Here is a 16910-nt window from a genome sequence, read left to right as displayed (position 1 = left end):
ATGAAACAATATTCCGTAACCGGCATGAGCTGCGCGGCCTGCAGCGCCCGGGTGGAAAAAGCCGTGAATCACGTCCCCGGCGTTACTTCCTGTTCCGTGAGCCTTTTGACAAATTCCATGGGCGTAGAAGGAAACGCAGATCCAAAGGCTGTCATAGCCGCGGTAGAGCAGGCAGGATACGGCGCATCTGAAAAGGGCATATCGGATCATGCTTCTGCCCGGACATCTGAAAACGAAGATATGCTGGCTGACCATGAAACTCCCATACTGAAAAAAAGGCTGCTCTGTTCCGCAGGCTTTCTCATTGTCCTCATGTATTTTTCCATGGGCCATATGATGTGGGGCTGGCCGGTGCCCCCATTTTTTGCAGATAATCACGTTGCAGTAGGGATTTTGCAGCTTCTTCTTACAGGAATTGTAATGGTAATCAACCAGAAATTTTTTATCAACGGCTTTAAAAGCCTGTTTCACGGCTCTCCCAACATGGATACCCTGGTAGCCTTAGGCTCCACAGCCGCTTTTGTTTACAGCACCTATGCCCTTTTTGCCATGACCGGAGCACAGCTTCAGGGCGATATGGACGGCATCATGACCTATATGCATGAATTTTATTTTGAGTCCGCCGCTATGATCGTCACTCTGATCACCGTAGGCAAAATGCTGGAGGCGCGCTCCAAGGGGCGCACCACCGATGCCCTAAAAGGCCTTATGAAACTAGCTCCCAAGACGGCCACGCTTATAAAAAACGGAGCTGAGACAGAAGTCTCCATCGACCAGGTACAAATCGGGGATATTTTCGTTGTACGTCCCGGAGAAAATATACCCGTAGATGGTATTGTATTAGAAGGAAACAGCGCAGTAAACGAATCTGCTCTTACAGGAGAAAGCATCCCTGTTGACAAATCACAGGGTGACCGGGTATCTGCCGCTACCTCCAACCAGTCTGGCTTTTTACGCTGCCAGGCCACACGGGTAGGAGAAGATACCACCCTCTCCCAGATCATACAGATGGTAAGCGATGCTGCTGCCACCAAAGCTCCCATTGCCAAGGCAGCAGATCGGGTATCCGGCATTTTTGTTCCGGCAGTTATCACTGTTTCCATTATTACCACGATCGTATGGCTCCTTGCAGGCCAAGGTCTGGGTTTTGCACTGGCAAGAGGAATCTCTGTACTTGTCATCAGCTGCCCCTGTGCACTGGGACTTGCAACCCCCGTAGCCATTATGGTCGGAAACGGAATGGGCGCCAAAAACGGAATTCTCTTTAAAACGGCTGTTTCTCTGGAAGAAACAGGAAAGATGCAGATCATTGCCCTGGATAAGACAGGCACCATCACAGAGGGACAGCCAAAGGTAACGGATATCGTTCCCGCAGACGGCTATACAGACGGCTCTCTTCTTTCCCTGGCTCACGCCCTGGAGGCCAAAAGCGAACATCCTCTGGCAAAAGCCGTGTTGAAGCGGGCCGAAGAAAACCAGATGGAGCCTGAGGCTGTAACAGACTTTAAGGCACTTCCCGGAAACGGGCTTTCTGCTGTCCGCACCAGAGATCACCATGTACTTACCGGAGGAAGCCTTTCCTTTATCAGCAGCCGTACGCCCATTTCACAAAATATGAAAAAGCAGGCCGAAGCGCTGGCTGAGGAGGGCAAAACACCGCTTCTCTTTACGGAAAATGATCGTCCTGCAGGTATCATTGCCGTGGCAGACACCATCAAGGAGGACAGCCCACAGGCAATCAAGGAGCTTAAAAACATGGGAATCCATGTGGTAATGCTCACAGGAGACAATGAGCGGACAGCCAGAGCCATTGGCCGCCAGGCCGGAGTGGACGAGGTAATCGCAGGCGTTCTCCCCGAAGGGAAGGAAAGTGTGATCCGCACCTTAAAGAAAAAGGGCAAAACCTGCATGGTAGGCGACGGGATCAACGATGCTCCCGCTCTTACAAGGGCTGATATGGGAATTGCCATAGGAGCCGGAACCGATATAGCCATCGACGCGGCTGATGTAGTTCTGATGAAAAGCCGCCTCTTAGACGTTCCTGCGGCCATCCGCCTCAGCCGGGCGACCCTTAAAAATATCCATGAAAATCTGTTCTGGGCCTTTTTCTACAATGTGATCGGGATCCCCCTGGCAGCCGGCGCACTGTACCCGCTCTTTCATTTAAAGCTGAATCCTATGTTCGGAGCCGCTGCCATGAGCCTTTCCAGCTTCTGCGTGGTTTCCAACGCCTTAAGGCTCAATCTTTTTCCGGTAAGAAGCGCCAGAAAGGATAAACCGCTAAAGCATCCTGTAACCGCAGATGCGGTTGCTGCTGATACAACTATTAACAACGAAAAGGAGAATACTTCTATGACAAAGACAATGAAAATCGAAGGAATGATGTGCGGCCACTGTGAGGCAGCTGTAAAGAAGGCATTGGAGGCTCTTCCTCAGGTAGCCGAGGCGGCTGTCAGCCACGAAAACGGAACTGCCGTCGTGACCTTAAACGAGGCTGTTACAGATGAGGTGCTTAAAAAGGCCGTAGAGGATAAGGACTATACGGTAGTGGAAATACAGTAAACAAACACGCCGCACAACATGCTGATACTAAAAAGGAGCCGCCCACCCATCCGGTGGAACGGCTCCTTTTACGTCTGAAAAAAAATTACATCTCGCCCAGACCGCTCTCGATTGCCTGGCTTAAGGTATCCATAGCTGCCTGCTCGTCCTCTCCGTCACAGACCAGAGTAATCTCTGTACCGCACTTAATGCCTGCTGCCATTACGTTTAATACGCTCTTTGCAACGATCTTCTTCTCACCGCACTCGATGGTGATATCGCTCTTAAACTTCATAGCAGTCTGAGACAGAACGCCTGCTGGTCTTAAGTGTAAGCCGGATGGATTTACTACGGTTAAAGTCTTGCTGATCATAATTATACTCTCCTTATGGTGTATTCTGCATTCGGAAGGGAACCGCCGCTCCCTTGTCCTCTATATGAATTTTATTACATCTGCCTATCTATGTCAAGTTTGAGTTTCCCAAGTTTTATTTTCCTTTTCCTGAGAAAATACACAGCCACAGTAGTTCTGGCGGTAAAGGCCGTACTGGGCAGAAAGCTCGGTAGAACGCTTATAGCCGTTCTTCTTTTTAAAGTCCGACTGCAGGTAGGGAACGCCATATTCCTCTCCCAGGCGGATCCCGATTTCATTAAGCTTTTGGGCGTTCTTTAAAGGGCTGATAGAGAGTGTGGTGGTAAAATAGTCAAAACCGCCCTGTTTTGCCACAGCTGCTCCTTCCCGGAGACGCAGCTCATAGCAGCGAAAGCAGCGTTCTCCTCCCTCCAGGTCCTTTTCATGTCCCCTTGCCATGGCATAAAAAACGGATGGATCGTATGTTCCTTCCAAAAAATGAATAGGATTTTCTGTCTTCATCTCACAGATCAGCCGTTCCTGCTCCCTGGCCCGTTCCCTGTATTCTGTTTCCGGGTAAATATTGGGATTGTAATAAAAAACAGTGATCTCAAAATACTGTGACAGATACTCCAATACATAGCTGCTGCAGGGAGCGCAGCAGCTGTGGAGTAAAAGAGTCGGAACGGCTCCGTTTTTTCCAATTTCTTCCAATGTGTGTTCTAAAATTCTCTGATAATTCTGCTTCTGCTGCTGTGCAGCCATAACAATTTCCTCCTTTACAGCAGGGACAAACGCATCAATATCCCGCCACGCACAAAAGGGCTGCTTTTGTGAGCAGCCCTTTTTATTTTATTTCATTTACAGGAAATCCCTGATGCGCTTGCTTCTTACCGGATTGCGCAGCTTGCGCAGAGCCTTGGCCTCGATCTGTCGGATACGCTCTCTGGTAACATTAAACTCTTTTCCCACTTCCTCAAGGGTTCTGGGATGGCCGTCTTCCAGACCAAAACGCAGGACAATGACCTGGCGTTCTCTCTCTTTTAAATCGCCTAAGAGGGCATCGATATGTTCTCTTAACATCACAGACTCTACATTTCCCTCAGGGGTCACTACGTTGCTGTCCGCTACGAAATCGCCCAGATTGGAGTCATCCTCTTCGCCGATGGGCGTCTCTAAGGAAGCCGGTTCGCGGGCGATCTGCATGATCTCCATCACCTTGTCCTCAGACATATCGAGAGCTTCTGCCAGCTCGGTGACAGAAGGCTCATAGCCCAGCTCCAAAGTCAGCTTACGCTGCATCTTTGACATCTTATTGATCGTCTCAACCATATGCACCGGCACACGGATGGTTCTCGCCTGATCAGCCAGAGCTCTTGTCACTGACTGACGGATCCACCAGGTCGCATATGTACTTAACTTATAACCCTTTGTATAATCAAATTTCTCAACGCCTTTGATCAGCCCCAGATTGCCTTCCTGCACCAGATCAAGGAAGCTCATGCCTCTTCCCGTGTAGCGCTTTGCAATGCTGACCACAAGACGCAGGTTTGCCTCGATCAGTCTCTCCTTTGCAGATTCATCTCCGTCTGCCTTGCGCTGTGCAAGCTCCAGCTCTTCATCTGCCGTAAGAAGGGGTACGGTACCAATCTCCTTTAAGTACATACGAACCGGGTCTTCGGTTCCGATGCCCTCCAGAAGATCCACTGCATCCAGGTCGATTTCTTCTTCCTCTGCATCCTTCATGAAGCTGTCATCGTCCAGATCAAGATCCAGGCCAATGTCATCCAGAGCGGGATCTGCATTCAACATCGCTTCGTCCAGTACGGGAACTACGTCAATATTACGGTTCTCCAGGTAACTGTAAATCTGATCCATCTGCTCGGGAGACAGGTTGTCCCCTGTGAAAAAGTCATTGATCTCGCCTGCATCCAGCGTATTGTGCTTGGATTTGGCATGCTCCACCAGCTTTTCCAGTTTTTTTAAAAAATCGTCCTTTTCCAATGATAAACGTCCTTTCATTTAAAGGTAAATGTGGAAACTCTCACAACTTATCATTATATACCATTTGTTTCGGGATTTCAACATCTATCGACAAGAATCCTTATTTTCTCCCTTAAACAGCCGATCTGAGCCTGGGTTCTGGCTCCGCCATACTCTCCGTCCAGAACCCAGTCCACCGGAGCTGCCGACTGAAAACAGATGGAAGCTGTCTTAAAACGGTATACATATTCATTCGGTTCTTCCTTTAAAAACAGATGGGAAATGATATTGCTCAGATCTCCGGGAGTTTTTGGCATACGAATCAAAAGCACCTCAAAGGCACCATCATTTAAGGCAACAGTCTGGTTTACCAGATTTTTAAAGCCGCCCACGCTCCTTGTATTCGTCACCATGCCGAACACGAAATCCTCCTCTAATTCCCCCTCTTCCCACTGCACTAACATATGGTATGGCTTAATAGAAGAAATACTTTTTAAGGCCTCCAGCATATAGGCCGGATGGCCCAGCAGATTCTTTCGATCCTGGGAGGTAGCATAGGCCACCTCTGTAAAAGCGCCGAAACCGGCAATATATACAAAATTCCGATCCCCGCAGAAGCTTCCCACATCCACTGCAAAAGGCGCCCCGTTTACAACATTAAGAGCAGCCCGCTCCATATCCTTCGGGATCTGAAGGCTGACTGCAAAATCATTGGTAGAACCCGCAGGAATATACCCCAATGGCGGCTGATCCTTAAGAGCCAGCATCCCGCAGATGGTTTCATTTAAGGTTCCGTCTCCTCCGCTGCACAGGATAAGGTCCATGCCCTCTCCCAGCTCTTTTACGATACGGGAGGCATCTCCCTGGCTCTGGGTTACATGAACATGGATATCATACCCATCCTTTGTAAAAATATCCAGGATCCGCAAAAGGCTTCCCCGGATCTGTTCCTTTCCGGAGCGCGGATTAAATACAAAGAGCATTTGCTTCACTGTCCATCCTCCTTTTTAAACAGGATCTCTCTGTAAGCGGAAAATGCATTGGGAAGGGGATACTGTTTTTCTATCTCCTCTCTGGATGCCATAAAAACACCGTCCGGCAGTTCCCTCCAGGGTTCTTTAAGGACAGCATGGTATCCGCTCATACGCCACTCAATATGAGAAAACACATGACGGGCATCTGGAAGAGGTTTCAAACATACCAGATCATCCTCAGACACTGCCAGATACGCCTCCGCCTCTTTTGGCGACAGCTTTCCCTCTGCGTTGGGAAGCTCATAAAGAGAGGCCAAAAGCCCCTTTGGAGGCCTTTTGCGGATGGCGGCCTTCTCCTGATATTCAATAATAAATACCGTCCTTTCTTCCACCTTCCGCTCCTTGGGCGGGGACTTCCACGGGATTTTCTTCCAAAGGCCATTTTGGGCCGTAAGGCATACGGATTCCATTGGGCATTCCCTGCATTTGGGTTCTCCGCCGGGGATGCACACCAGCGCTCCGGTCTCAATCAATGCCTGATTATAGCTTCCCGCGCAGTCCTTCGGCATCACTTCCTTTAAAAGAGCCTCCATGGATGTTTTTACAGAGGCTTTTCGGATGTCCGAGGAATCTGCCAGAATACGGGAAACGACCCGAAGCACATTTCCATCCACAGCCGGAACGGGGATACCGTAGGCAATCGAAGCAATGGCTCCCGCCGTATAACTGCCGATTCCGGGAAGGCTCAAAAGCGCTTCATAGGAAGCAGGAAGCGCTCCGTTAAAGCGCTCCATCACCTGAATGGCAGCTGCTTTTAGATTTCTGGCCCGGCTGTAATAGCCCAGCCCTTCCCACAGTTTCATCAGGCGGTCATCCTCTGCCTGCGCCAGATCACGAATTTCGGGAAACGCCTCCATAAACCGCTCGAAATACGGCTTTACCGCCTCTACCCGGGTCTGCTGCAGCATAATTTCCGATATCCATACCCTGTAGGGCTTTGGATCTTCTCTCCAGGGCAGCTTTCTGGCTCTGGAGGCGTACCAGGCAAGGAGCGGCTTTTCTACCGCCCGAAGCCGCTCCCTCTGCTCAAGAGACCGATCCTTCTCTTCCAGAATCTGGAGCCTGTCATAAAAATGCAGCCTTCCGTCACACATAGCCGTATATCCCCCGCACAGATACCTCTCCTGAAATAACTGCTGATACAGAATCATCCTCTCTCTTCACCAAAAGACAGCCTTCTTTATCAATTCCAAGAGCCATACCCTCATAGGAACCGTGAGGGTCTAACACGCGAACCTGTCGTTTCCGGTTTGCAAGCATTTCATTGTACTCATCCATAAGCCCTGTCATATCACCATATTCCATAAAACGGCTGTAATACTGCTCAAAGCTCTTAAGCACCGCTCCGATCAAAGGCGCCCGTTTAAGCTCATGGCCCAGAGACAGCTTTAAAGAGGTAGCAGTGTCTGAAATTTCAGGTGGAAAGCTTTCTGTATTTACATTGATACCGATCCCCACTACTACATAGCGGATGGAATCCTCCTCTGTGCTCATCTCCGTTAAGATGCCGCAAATCTTTTTCCCATCGACCACAGCATCATTTGGCCACTTGATCTGAGGGGACAGACCCGAAATCTGCCGGATCCCGGCCACCACTGCCATCCCGGCCACCAGCGTCAGCATAGAGGCTTTTGACGGAGACAACTCAGGGCGAAGTATAAAACTCATCCAGACTCCCACACCGCGAGGAGAGGCCCAGGCCCGTCCTCTTCTTCCTTTTCCTGCGCTCTGGCTGTCTGCTGCAACAAGAGTTCCATGGGGTGCACCCTCCTCCGCCAGTTTTCTGGCCTGACGGTTAGTGGAATCTGTCTCATAAAAGCAGTTCACCTGAGACCCCAGCCACACGGTGGAAAGAACTGTTTTAAGTTCCGGGGCTGTGATCACATCCGGAGAAGCCACGAGACGGTATCCTCTGTTTCTCACCGCCTCAATGGCATAGCCCTCCTCCTCCAGCTGGCGTATCGCTTTCCATACAGCTGTTCTGGAAACCCCCAGGCCCTCGCACAGCTGCTGGCCCGACAGAAAATCTGGTGTTTCCTTCAGCATTTTTAAAATTTCTGTTTTCATTCTTCTCTCCCATCATCTATCCGTGAAACCATAGACTTACGGCGCTTAACACGCCAAGAAGCCCAAGACCTGCTCCAAGAAGCAGCTGGAAGATTCCCAGCCTGAACCGCTTCTTATCTCTGGCACAGGTCTTAAGCTCAAATATGCCTTTGATCCCATTTAACAGCGCCGCCAGCAAAAATACCAGGGGAAACAGCATCCTGTTCCCTTCGGGGCTTATAAAGGACAGCACGGCGAATATGACAATGGCGATCCCAAGGATCAAGTGCGCCATGTCGAGAAATACCCCGGCACGGCACTCATTTCTTCCTCTCTGGCCCTGCATATCTGCATTCTCCATTTCTCCGGATGCAGACCTTACAGAACCCAGAGCCTACTCCCCAAGGGTTGCAAGCATTACGGCCTTAATGGTGTGCATCCGGTTCTCAGCCTCGTCAAATACAACTGACTGGCTGGACTCAAATACTTCATCTGTTACTTCCAGCTCTGACACATGGAAGCGCTCGCCCATCTCCTTTCCAATCTTTGTCTTAAGATCGTGGAAGGAAGGCAGGCAGTGAAGGAAAATGGCCTGGGAACCTGCCCCGTCCATCACTTCCTTTGTTACCTTATAGGGGCTTAATTCCCGGATTCTCTCTTCCCATACCTCGTCTGGTTCTCCCATGGATACCCAAACGTCTGTATCGATCACATCTGCGCCCTTTACAGCCTCTGCCACATCCTCTGTCAGGGTGATCGTACCGCCGCTTTCTGCCGCAAAGGCCTCACATTCTTTTACCAGTGCCGGATCCGGGAAATACTTTTTCGGTGCACAGGCAGTAAAATGCATTCCCATCTTGGCACAGGCGATCATAAGGGAATTACCCATATTATAGCGCGCATCGCCCATATACACAAGCTTAACTCCCTTAAGCCGGCCCAGATGTTCTCTGATAGTGAGCAGATCCGCCAGCATCTGGGTAGGGTGATCCTCATTTGTAAGTCCGTTCCATACAGGAACTCCTGCATAATGAGCCAGCTCCTCTACAATCTCCTGTCCAAAGCCTCTGTACTCAATACCGTCGTACATCCGGCCCAGAACTCTGGCTGTATCTGCAATACTCTCCTTTTTTCCGATCTGAGAGCCGGATGGATCCAGATAAGTGGAACCCATTCCCAGATCATGGGCTGCCACCTCAAAGGCACAGCGGGTTCTGGTACTGGTCTTTTCAAAGATCAGCGCCACATTTTTTCCCTTTAAGGTATCCGTAAGAATCCCTTTTTTCTTCTTGTCCTTTAATTCTGCCGCCAGATCCAGCAGATACAGGATTTCCTCCTGTGTATAATCTTTCAATGTCAAAAAATTTCTTCCCTTTAAATTCATAGCATCCTCCGTGATCTTTTCCAGACTTATTTGGCCAGAAATTTATATTTATGCATCTTTTATGCATAATATACCACCATGAGAATGCGATGTCAAGAATTTTTATCTCCAGCTGCGCCTTCTTAAAACCGTTAAAAGCTGATCCGGCGTATAGATCCGAAACCGGCTGACCCGATATTTCTTTGCAGCTTCTTCCAGAAGGGAAAAATAAAGCTGCCTGTAATCCCATTTTTCCTTTAATCCCAGCTTTGCGGCAAGACGCGGAAACAGCTCCTCCATATAAATCCGCAGGGAACCGCCCTCTTTATTTTCTGTATGTTCCGCCCCCATCCCGCACCAGTCCATAAGCTCCAAAACTTCAGCCATCAGACGGTTAAAATAATACTCCTCGCTTTCAGGAGCATCCAGATAATAGATCCTTCCCTCCAGCCCATAGAGCATACGCATGGCATCAAAATATCCAAGGAGCATATTCCTTCTGGCCTTTTTCCGGTCAAATTCCAGAATGCCTCCCAGTTCCTGCCTTGGCGCTACATGATAAAGGCGAACGCCGTCAGGCACCTGAAGACGGCGTTCCGTATCTACCCCATAGCCGTAGATCCGAAGGACGATAATATCCTCATACCCCCGGTCGATCAGCACATCTACAGGCACATTATTGACCCTGGCACCGTCCATGTAATACTTTCCGCCCAGCTTTTCCGGTTTAAAGCCGATCAGATACGCACTTGCCATAAGCATGTCGCAGATCTGTCCCGGAGGTACTTCCTTTATATCAACCACAAGAGGCTGATGTTCCGTCAGGGAATAGGTAACTGTATATAAATCCCTGTCAGAGGTGCGTATTTTCTCCTCATCAATCGCCCCGCGGATCAGCTCCCGCAAAGGTGTGATATCAAAGCCGCCTTCTTTTAACAGGCGTTTTACTCCGTTTAGAAGATCCGAAAGTCTTACGGCTGTACCGTTTTTTAAGTTCCACTCCCTCAAAGCTTCCATTCTTTTGTCATCTACATCCATAACCTGGGAATAGCGGATATTTTCCCAGATTTTCTCCGCCGTTTCGAAGTCATCCATACAGATCAGGGCGCCGTTTAAAGCTCCCACAGAGGTTCCTGCTGCCCCCTGTATCTGTATGCCCGCTTCTTTTAAAGCCTTCCAGGCTCCGATCTGATACGCTCCTCTGGCTCCTCCGCCCTCCAGTACAATACCGTACCTGCGGCCTTTATCCAACTGCAGCTTCACCTTCTCCTCCTTGCGGCCGCTCCGATGATCCACAGTGAAAAAACAGACACAAGAAGAAACACAAAAAGCTGCTCCTCTGCCGTCCGCCCCATAAGAGCCCCTATCCAGGCTCCTAAAGCCCCTGCACAAAACCAGAGCGAAATAAGGCTGCGGAAAAAGAGCTCCACAGCCATAAAGAATAAATATGCAAAAAACCAGCCTGCAATCCCTGTCATGGATTTTCTCCTTTCAGGGGCCTCCCACGCTCAGGCCACGCCGCAGACTGTCTCTGTCAGATATTTCTGCGCTGTCTGGCTGCCTCAAACATCAGCACAGAGGCTGCTACCGCCGCATTTAAGGACTCAACCTTTCCTGCCATGGGAATCTGGATACAGCAGTCTGCCGCCTCTGCCGCTGCCTCTGTAAGACCGTTTGCCTCATTTCCAATGAGAAAGCCCACATTTCCAGTATAATCCTGGCGGTCATAATTATTCATTCCCTTCAAATGTGCCGCAAAAAGACGCACGCCCTCTCTGCCAAGCCTTTTGCAGACAGCTGTAAAATCCTCCGTATAAAGGAAGGGCATTCGCAGCACGGAACCCATGGTAGAGCGGATCACCTTGGGGCTGTAGATATCTACGGTGTCACGGCTCATGATCACACCGGTTACTCCTGCCCCCTCTCCGGCCCGAAGGATCGTCCCCAGATTGCCGGGATCCTGAATATTCTCAAGGAGCATGAGAAGAAGGGGAGTTCCGGAAGATGCTGGCTTTAAAAGCTCCTCCAGGGTGTATTTCTTCTGCCTTGCCACCGCCAGCACACCCTGAGGCGTCTTTGTATCCGCCATGGCCTTCATAACTTCTTCGGTGACAATTTCGTAGGAATAGGAGTGAAGCCACTCCCTGTTTTCCTTCTGGCTCTCAAAGGACGGCGTAACATAAAGAGCCTCTACGTCTTTTGGTGTAAATTCCCGGCACATCCGCAGTCCTTCTGCCACATAGACGCCCTCTTCCCGCCTGGCTTTTGCCTTTGCCTGAAGATTTACAACCCGCTTTACCTGCTTATTTGAAGTGCTGTTGATCATTTTGCTCTGGCTCCTTTCCCGTTTCCGGTCCCGGACAGTTCCAACTCCTTAAGTTCATCCAGCCACAGACGGCTTACGGCATCGCTTGGCATACGCAGATCTCCTCTGGGAGATACGGCCACAGAGCCCACCTTCGGTCCATCCGGCAGACAGGAGCGCTTAAACTGCTGGCTGAAAAATCTTCGGTAAAAGGTGGTAAGCCATTTTAAAATAGTCTCCCTATCATACTGTCCTTCAAACGCGCAAAGAGCCAGACGGTAAATTTTACCCGGACGAAAGCCGAAACGCAGTACATAGTACATATAAAAATCGTGAAGCTCATAAGGGCCTACCAGGTCCTCGGTCTTTTGGGATATTTTCCCATCCTCAGGCGGAAGAAGCTCCGGGCTCACAGGCGTATCAAGTACATCCAGGAGCACATCTGAAAGCTCTTTTTCCCCGCAGGTATCTGCATAATAGCGGACCAGATGGCGGACCAGTGTCTTGGGAACAGAAGCATTGACCCCGTACATGGACATGTGGTCTCCGTTATAAGTGGCCCAGCCCAAAGCAAGCTCGGACATATCTCCGGTTCCGATCACAAGCCCTCCTACCTGATTGGAAATATCCATCAGGATCTGGGTACGCTCTCTGGCCTGTCCGTTTTCGTAGGTTACATCATGGCAGTTTACGTCCTGTCCAATATCCTCAAAATGGCTTGTAACGGACTTGCGGATATTGATTTCCTTAAGGGATGCCCCTACCTTCTTTGCCATCACGCAGGCGTTGGTATAGGTACGGTCCGTAGTGCCGAAGCAGGGCATGGTAATGCAGTGGATCTGTTCTCTGGGAAGATTTAAAAGGTCAAAGGCCCGAACCGTCACCAAAAGAGCCAGCGTGGAATCCAGACCGCCGGAAAGGCCGATGACCGCATTTTTACAGCCCGTATGCTCCAGACGCTTCTTTAAGCCCATAGCCTGAATGGACAGAATCTCCTCACAGCGGCGTTCTCTCTGGACAGGATCCGCAGGCACAAAGGGAGCCGCATCCACATAGCGCAGAATGGAGCCCTCCGCTTCTTTCGCTCCCCGCTCCAGCTCAAACGGCACAGTCACATAGCCGCCTTTTTCCTGATACGGATCTGCTGCCGGGAAGGTTGTCATCCTGCGGCGCTCCGCTGTGATCCGTTCCAGATCCATATCCGCACAGATACATTCATTGGAAAAGCGCCGCGATTCCATCAGGCAGGTTCCATTTTCCGCCAGGATATTCTGTCCGCCGAATACCAGATCCTGAGTGGATTCCCCTTCTCCTGCATTGGCATAGATATATCCGCAGACCAGACGGGCCGACTGGCCACAGATCAGGCTCCTGCGGTAAGCATCCTTTCCTGTGGTTTCATCGCTGGCAGAGCAGTTTGCGATCACCGTGGCTCCTGCCATAGCATGAGAAATGCTCGGAGGGCAGGGAACCCACACGTCCTCGCAGATTTCCGCTGCCAGCACAAGTCCCGGAATATCCTCACAGGAAAACAGAAGGTTCATGCCAAAAGGAACCCTTTCCCCGTCAATCTTTATCCAGCGTACCGTTTCCTGTCCGGGACAGAAATGACGCAGCTCATAAAATTCCGAATAGTTGGGCAGATTCTTTTTGGGAACCAGTCCCAGGATCCTTCCTCCGCTTATGGCAGCTGCCGCATTGTAAAGCTTTCCCTCATGCTCCCAGGGAAGACCCACAAACGCGATCATATGCAGCTTCTTTGATGCTTCTACGATATGTTTCAGTTCCCTTTTTACTGATTCCAAAAGGGAAGCCTGCAAAAAAAGATCCGAACAGGTGTAGCCTGTAAGACACAGTTCCGGAAATACCATCACCTTTACTCCCCGGCTCTCTCCCTGTTCCATCAGCTCTATGATCTGTTTTGCATTATACTGCGGATCTGCCACCCTGATTTTAGGAGTAGCAGCTGCAGTCCTTAAAAATCCGTCTTTCATCTTGACCTCCAGCTCTTATGCATAGAAATTTTCTGACCGTAGTATAGCATAGATCCGCATAAAATCCCAGAGTGAATTTTCTCTGTTCTTCCCTTGACTATTCATAAAATCTGCTGTATACTTAGGCTGTTCAGAACGCCTGTTCTGTATGTTTTATAAAGCCCTGCACCACTACTACCACACTTGCCAGGGCTTTATTTTTTTACCAAAAGGAGGTTTTCCATGATCACTGAATTTTCACGCACGGAAATGCTGATCGGCCCCAAGGCCCTGAATGCCTTAAAAGGATCCTGTGTGGTTGTTTTCGGAGCAGGAGGCGTAGGCTCTCATGCCATTGAAGCCCTGGCCAGGTCTGGTATCGGCCATCTGATCCTTATAGACAGCGATACGGTTTCCCTGACAAATATAAACCGCCAAAGCATTGCTTATCACAGCACTGTGGGCCAGTATAAAACCAGAGTAATGGCAGACCGGATACGGGATATCTGCCCTGATACAAGGACAGATACCTTTGAAGAATTTGTGCTCCCTGATACAATGGAGACGCTTTTTTGCCGGATCAATGCCCTTTTAGAAGAAGAACATATTAAAAAAAGCCAGATTTCTTCCTCCGGCTCTTCTTCCATTACCTATATTTTAGATGCCATTGACACCGTTTCCGCCAAGATTGCACTTGCTGCTTATGCAGACGAGCACTCCATCCCACTGATCTCATCCATGGGGACAGGGAACAAGCTTCACCCCGAACTGTTTCGTATCTCTGATTTAAAAGACACTTCGGTCTGCCCCCTGTGCCGTGTGATGCGCAAGGAGCTGAAGACAAGAGGCATTCAAAGCCTGAAAGTCTGCTGGTCCCCGGAAAAGCCTCTGACGCCCGCGCCTGCTGAGGAAGATACAGGCAGCCGCCGCTCCACCCCCGGAAGCATATCCTTTGTGCCTCCCGCAGCAGGCCTTATGATCGCCGGAGAAATCGTAAGAAATATCTGCGGCCTCTAACAAAACCTACTTTGCAGCCTCCTGCCACCGGGCCAGATCCTCAATGGTATACTGGTCTACCACACCCCGGATTGCATCATCCAGCTCCTGCCACAGCCGCAGGGTGACGCAGTCATCCCTTCGCTGGCAGGGGTTGTCCTCACCGGCCAGACAGTCTACCGGAGCCAGATTTCCTTCTGTGATCCGCAGGATCATCCCTACGGTATACTCGCTGGCCGGCCGGGTCAAATAATAGCCTCCCTGATTTCCACGGACACTTCTCACACAGCCGGCCCGGGACAGGATCGATATGATCTGCTCCAGATACTTTCCTGAAATATCCTGACGCCTTGCAATATCTTTTATTTTCACCGGCTCCCCACTCCCATGAAGAGCCAGATCGATCATCGTTCTTAACGCATACCGCCCTTTTGTGGATACAAGCATATAAAAACAGTCCTTTTCTTTTTATTTGGGTTTGGGCATCTGGCAGTATGCCCAAACCCATATTTGATTCATGCCCTTATCATACTATTCCTGTAGGAAAAATGTCAATAGTATTTTTCGGAAATACAAGAAGAGCTGCCCTTCCCCCACAGAAGGCAGCTCTCAGTCACGATCAAAAACCGTCACACTATAAGTTGTGTTGGCATCCCCATACCAAACAAAAACCCGTAAGGCACATCTCTGTACTTCTTACGAGGGATACTATACCACCTGTGTCAATTTCTGTCAACTATTTTTGTGCAATTTAACATATGCTTTTCCATAATACGGAAATTCTATATCTATTTCAACAATTTTATTTTTCTGTTCCCCAAAACAGTATTGACATATTTTTCAGAAATCAGGTCATACTATTGCCTGTCTTACTGCTATATGCAAAGACAGAAAGGATCCTTATTATGAAATTTTCTCAGGATTTACAGGAAACAATGAAATATCTGAACAACGAGCTTCATACTGATCGAAACTTTGATGTGGTGTACCGCGTCCTCACTATCGGAGGAAAAAATGCCTGTCTCTATTTTATCGACGGCTTTACAAAGGATGATACGCTTTTAAAGCTCCTCCAGGCGCTTTCCTCCATCCAGGCAGACCGGATGCCAAAGGATGCACACAGCTTTTCCAAGCAGTACCTTCCCTATGGAGAGATAGGCCTGATCCATGAAAGCAGCGAAATGGTCCTCCAGCTTCTCTCTGGCGTATCCTGTCTCTTTATCGACGGCTATGACGCCTGTCTTACCATCGACTGCCGCACCTATCCGGCAAGAGGGGTCAGTGAACCGGAAAAGGATAAGGTAATGCGGGGTTCCAGAGACGGATTTGTGGAAACCCTTGTATTTAATACGGCGCTGATCCGCCGAAGGATCCGCGATCCAAAGCTTTCCATTGAAATCATGACAGCCGGTGAAAGCTCCCATACGGATATCGCCATCTGCTATATGGAAAACCGGGTGGATCAAAAGCTGCTTTCCACCATAAAAAAAAGAATCCGGGATCTGGAGGTCGATGCTCTGACCATGAACCAGGAAAGTCTGGCAGAATGCCTCTTTCCCTATAAGTGGTTCAATCCATTTCCCAAATTCAAATTTTCCGAGCGGCCCGATTCCTCTGCAGCCTCTCTTTTAGAGGGGAATATCGTAATTCTGGTGGATACCTCTCCCTCCGCCATGATTCTTCCATCCTCTGTCTTTGATATCATCGAGGAGGCGGACGATTACTATTTTCCTCCCATTACCGGAACGTACCTCAGGCTTACCCGGATGACCATTTCCGCGTTATCTCTTTTTCTTACGCCTACCTGGCTGATGTTTATGCAGAATACGGAGCTGATTCCCGACTGGCTGGCCTTTATCCGTCTGTCCGATCCCTACAACGTGCCTTTAATCTGGCAGCTTCTGATCCTGGAATTTGCCATTGACGGCCTGCGGCTGGCAGCTGTCAATACCCCCAGCATGCTGACCACCCCGCTCAGTGTGATCGCCGGTATCGTGCTGGGCGAATACGCCGTAAAATCGGGGTGGTTTAACAGTGAAACCATGCTGTATATGGCCTTTGTAACCGTTGCCAATTATTCCCAGGCCAGCTTTGAATTAGGATACGCCATGAAGTTCATGCGTGTGATCATCCTGATCCTCACAGCCCTGTTTAACCTCTGGGGATATGCGGCAGGCATTGTATTTACCATCTGCGCCATCGTATTTAACAGAACCATCGCGGGAAAGAGCTATATTTATCCTCTGATCCCCTTCCACTGGAGTGAGCTGCGCAAACGTTTCTTCCGCGGACGCCTGCCCCACAGGGAAAAATAAAC

The 16910-nt window shown here is 49.6% G+C and carries 16 protein-coding genes; 3 read left to right on the top strand and 13 right to left on the bottom strand.

Features of this window, described 5'->3' with window-relative positions; genetic code table 11:
* The gene (locus ACZM6M_RS03770) at positions 1 to 2562 is read left to right on the top strand and encodes a heavy metal translocating P-type ATPase (RefSeq protein WP_418496536.1); all 2562 of its coding nucleotides are present in this window, start codon (positions 1 to 3) and stop codon (positions 2560 to 2562) included.
* 85 nt (positions 2563 to 2647) lie between these two features.
* Here ACZM6M_RS03770 and ACZM6M_RS03765 read toward each other — a convergent pair whose 3' ends face one another.
* From ACZM6M_RS03765 to ACZM6M_RS03710, 12 genes are all read right to left on the bottom strand, one after another.
* A complete protein-coding gene (locus ACZM6M_RS03765; protein WP_066549348.1) occupies positions 2648 to 2914 on the bottom strand; it encodes an HPr family phosphocarrier protein in 267 nt (88 codons plus the stop codon).
* Between the two features lie 93 nt (positions 2915 to 3007).
* On the bottom strand, positions 3008 to 3658 hold the full coding sequence (locus tag ACZM6M_RS03760) for an epoxyqueuosine reductase QueH (protein WP_066549349.1): 651 nt from the start codon (positions 3656 to 3658) through the stop codon (positions 3008 to 3010).
* A gap of 96 nt (positions 3659 to 3754) precedes the next feature.
* Positions 3755 to 4897, bottom strand: a complete 1143-nt coding sequence (rpoD, locus tag ACZM6M_RS03755) for an RNA polymerase sigma factor RpoD (RefSeq protein ID WP_066549352.1) — start codon at positions 4895 to 4897, stop codon at positions 3755 to 3757.
* Positions 4898 to 4974: 77 nt separating this feature from the next.
* On the bottom strand, positions 4975 to 5868 hold the full coding sequence (locus ACZM6M_RS03750) for a diacylglycerol/lipid kinase family protein (RefSeq protein WP_337433933.1): 894 nt from the start codon (positions 5866 to 5868) through the stop codon (positions 4975 to 4977).
* The gene (gene mutY / locus ACZM6M_RS03745) at positions 5865 to 7004 is read right to left on the bottom strand and encodes an A/G-specific adenine glycosylase (RefSeq protein ID WP_417045233.1); all 1140 of its coding nucleotides are present in this window, start codon (positions 7002 to 7004) and stop codon (positions 5865 to 5867) included. The genes ACZM6M_RS03750 and mutY overlap by 4 nt, the downstream gene beginning before the upstream one ends.
* Entirely contained in the window at positions 6997 to 7977 is a 981-nt protein-coding gene (locus ACZM6M_RS03740) for a biotin--[acetyl-CoA-carboxylase] ligase (RefSeq protein ID WP_066549357.1), read from the bottom strand. The genes mutY and ACZM6M_RS03740 overlap by 8 nt, the downstream gene beginning before the upstream one ends.
* A gap of 16 nt (positions 7978 to 7993) precedes the next feature.
* Positions 7994 to 8302 carry a DUF6637 family protein gene (locus tag ACZM6M_RS03735; RefSeq protein ID WP_418926630.1) on the bottom strand — a complete coding sequence of 103 codons (309 nt, stop codon included), beginning with the start codon at positions 8300 to 8302 and terminating at the stop codon, positions 7994 to 7996.
* Positions 8303 to 8350: 48 nt separating this feature from the next.
* Positions 8351 to 9340 (bottom strand): ornithine carbamoyltransferase, encoded by a 990-nt coding sequence (argF, locus tag ACZM6M_RS03730; protein ID WP_337433934.1) that lies wholly within the window; start codon positions 9338 to 9340, stop codon positions 8351 to 8353.
* Between the two features lie 102 nt (positions 9341 to 9442).
* Positions 9443 to 10582, bottom strand: a complete 1140-nt coding sequence (locus ACZM6M_RS03725; RefSeq protein ID WP_066549361.1) for a patatin-like phospholipase family protein — start codon at positions 10580 to 10582, stop codon at positions 9443 to 9445.
* A complete protein-coding gene (locus ACZM6M_RS03720) occupies positions 10579 to 10797 on the bottom strand; it encodes an NfeD family protein (protein WP_066549364.1) in 219 nt (72 codons plus the stop codon). The genes ACZM6M_RS03725 and ACZM6M_RS03720 overlap by 4 nt, the downstream gene beginning before the upstream one ends.
* Before the next feature lie 56 nt (positions 10798 to 10853).
* Positions 10854 to 11645 (bottom strand): TrmH family RNA methyltransferase, encoded by a 792-nt coding sequence (locus ACZM6M_RS03715; protein ID WP_066549366.1) that lies wholly within the window; start codon positions 11643 to 11645, stop codon positions 10854 to 10856.
* Positions 11642 to 13618: an NAD(+) synthase gene (locus ACZM6M_RS03710; RefSeq protein WP_337433935.1), complete on the bottom strand. Its 1977-nt coding sequence runs from the start codon at positions 13616 to 13618 to the stop codon at positions 11642 to 11644. Before ACZM6M_RS03710 ends, ACZM6M_RS03715 begins: the two co-directional genes overlap by 4 nt.
* A gap of 222 nt (positions 13619 to 13840) precedes the next feature.
* On the opposite strand from ACZM6M_RS03710, the gene ACZM6M_RS03705 reads away from it, so the two are divergent.
* Complete coding sequence (locus ACZM6M_RS03705) at positions 13841 to 14614, top strand: tRNA threonylcarbamoyladenosine dehydratase (protein WP_066549369.1); 774 nt, start codon at positions 13841 to 13843, stop codon at positions 14612 to 14614.
* A 6-nt stretch (positions 14615 to 14620) separates the two neighbouring features.
* Here the strand turns inward: ACZM6M_RS03705 and ACZM6M_RS03700 are convergent, their stop codons facing one another.
* Positions 14621 to 15040: an RrF2 family transcriptional regulator gene (locus ACZM6M_RS03700; RefSeq protein ID WP_066549371.1), complete on the bottom strand. Its 420-nt coding sequence runs from the start codon at positions 15038 to 15040 to the stop codon at positions 14621 to 14623.
* Between the two features lie 458 nt (positions 15041 to 15498).
* Between ACZM6M_RS03700 and ACZM6M_RS03695 the strand changes: the two genes are divergently transcribed.
* A complete protein-coding gene (locus ACZM6M_RS03695) occupies positions 15499 to 16908 on the top strand; it encodes a spore germination protein (protein WP_337433936.1) in 1410 nt (469 codons plus the stop codon).
* Positions 16909 to 16910 lie beyond the last annotated feature (2 nt).

The sequence above is a fragment of the Enterocloster sp. genome, from assembly GCF_057861365.1.
Note: the sequence above shows the minus strand (reverse complement) of the source record. Positions and strands in the feature narration are given on the sequence as shown.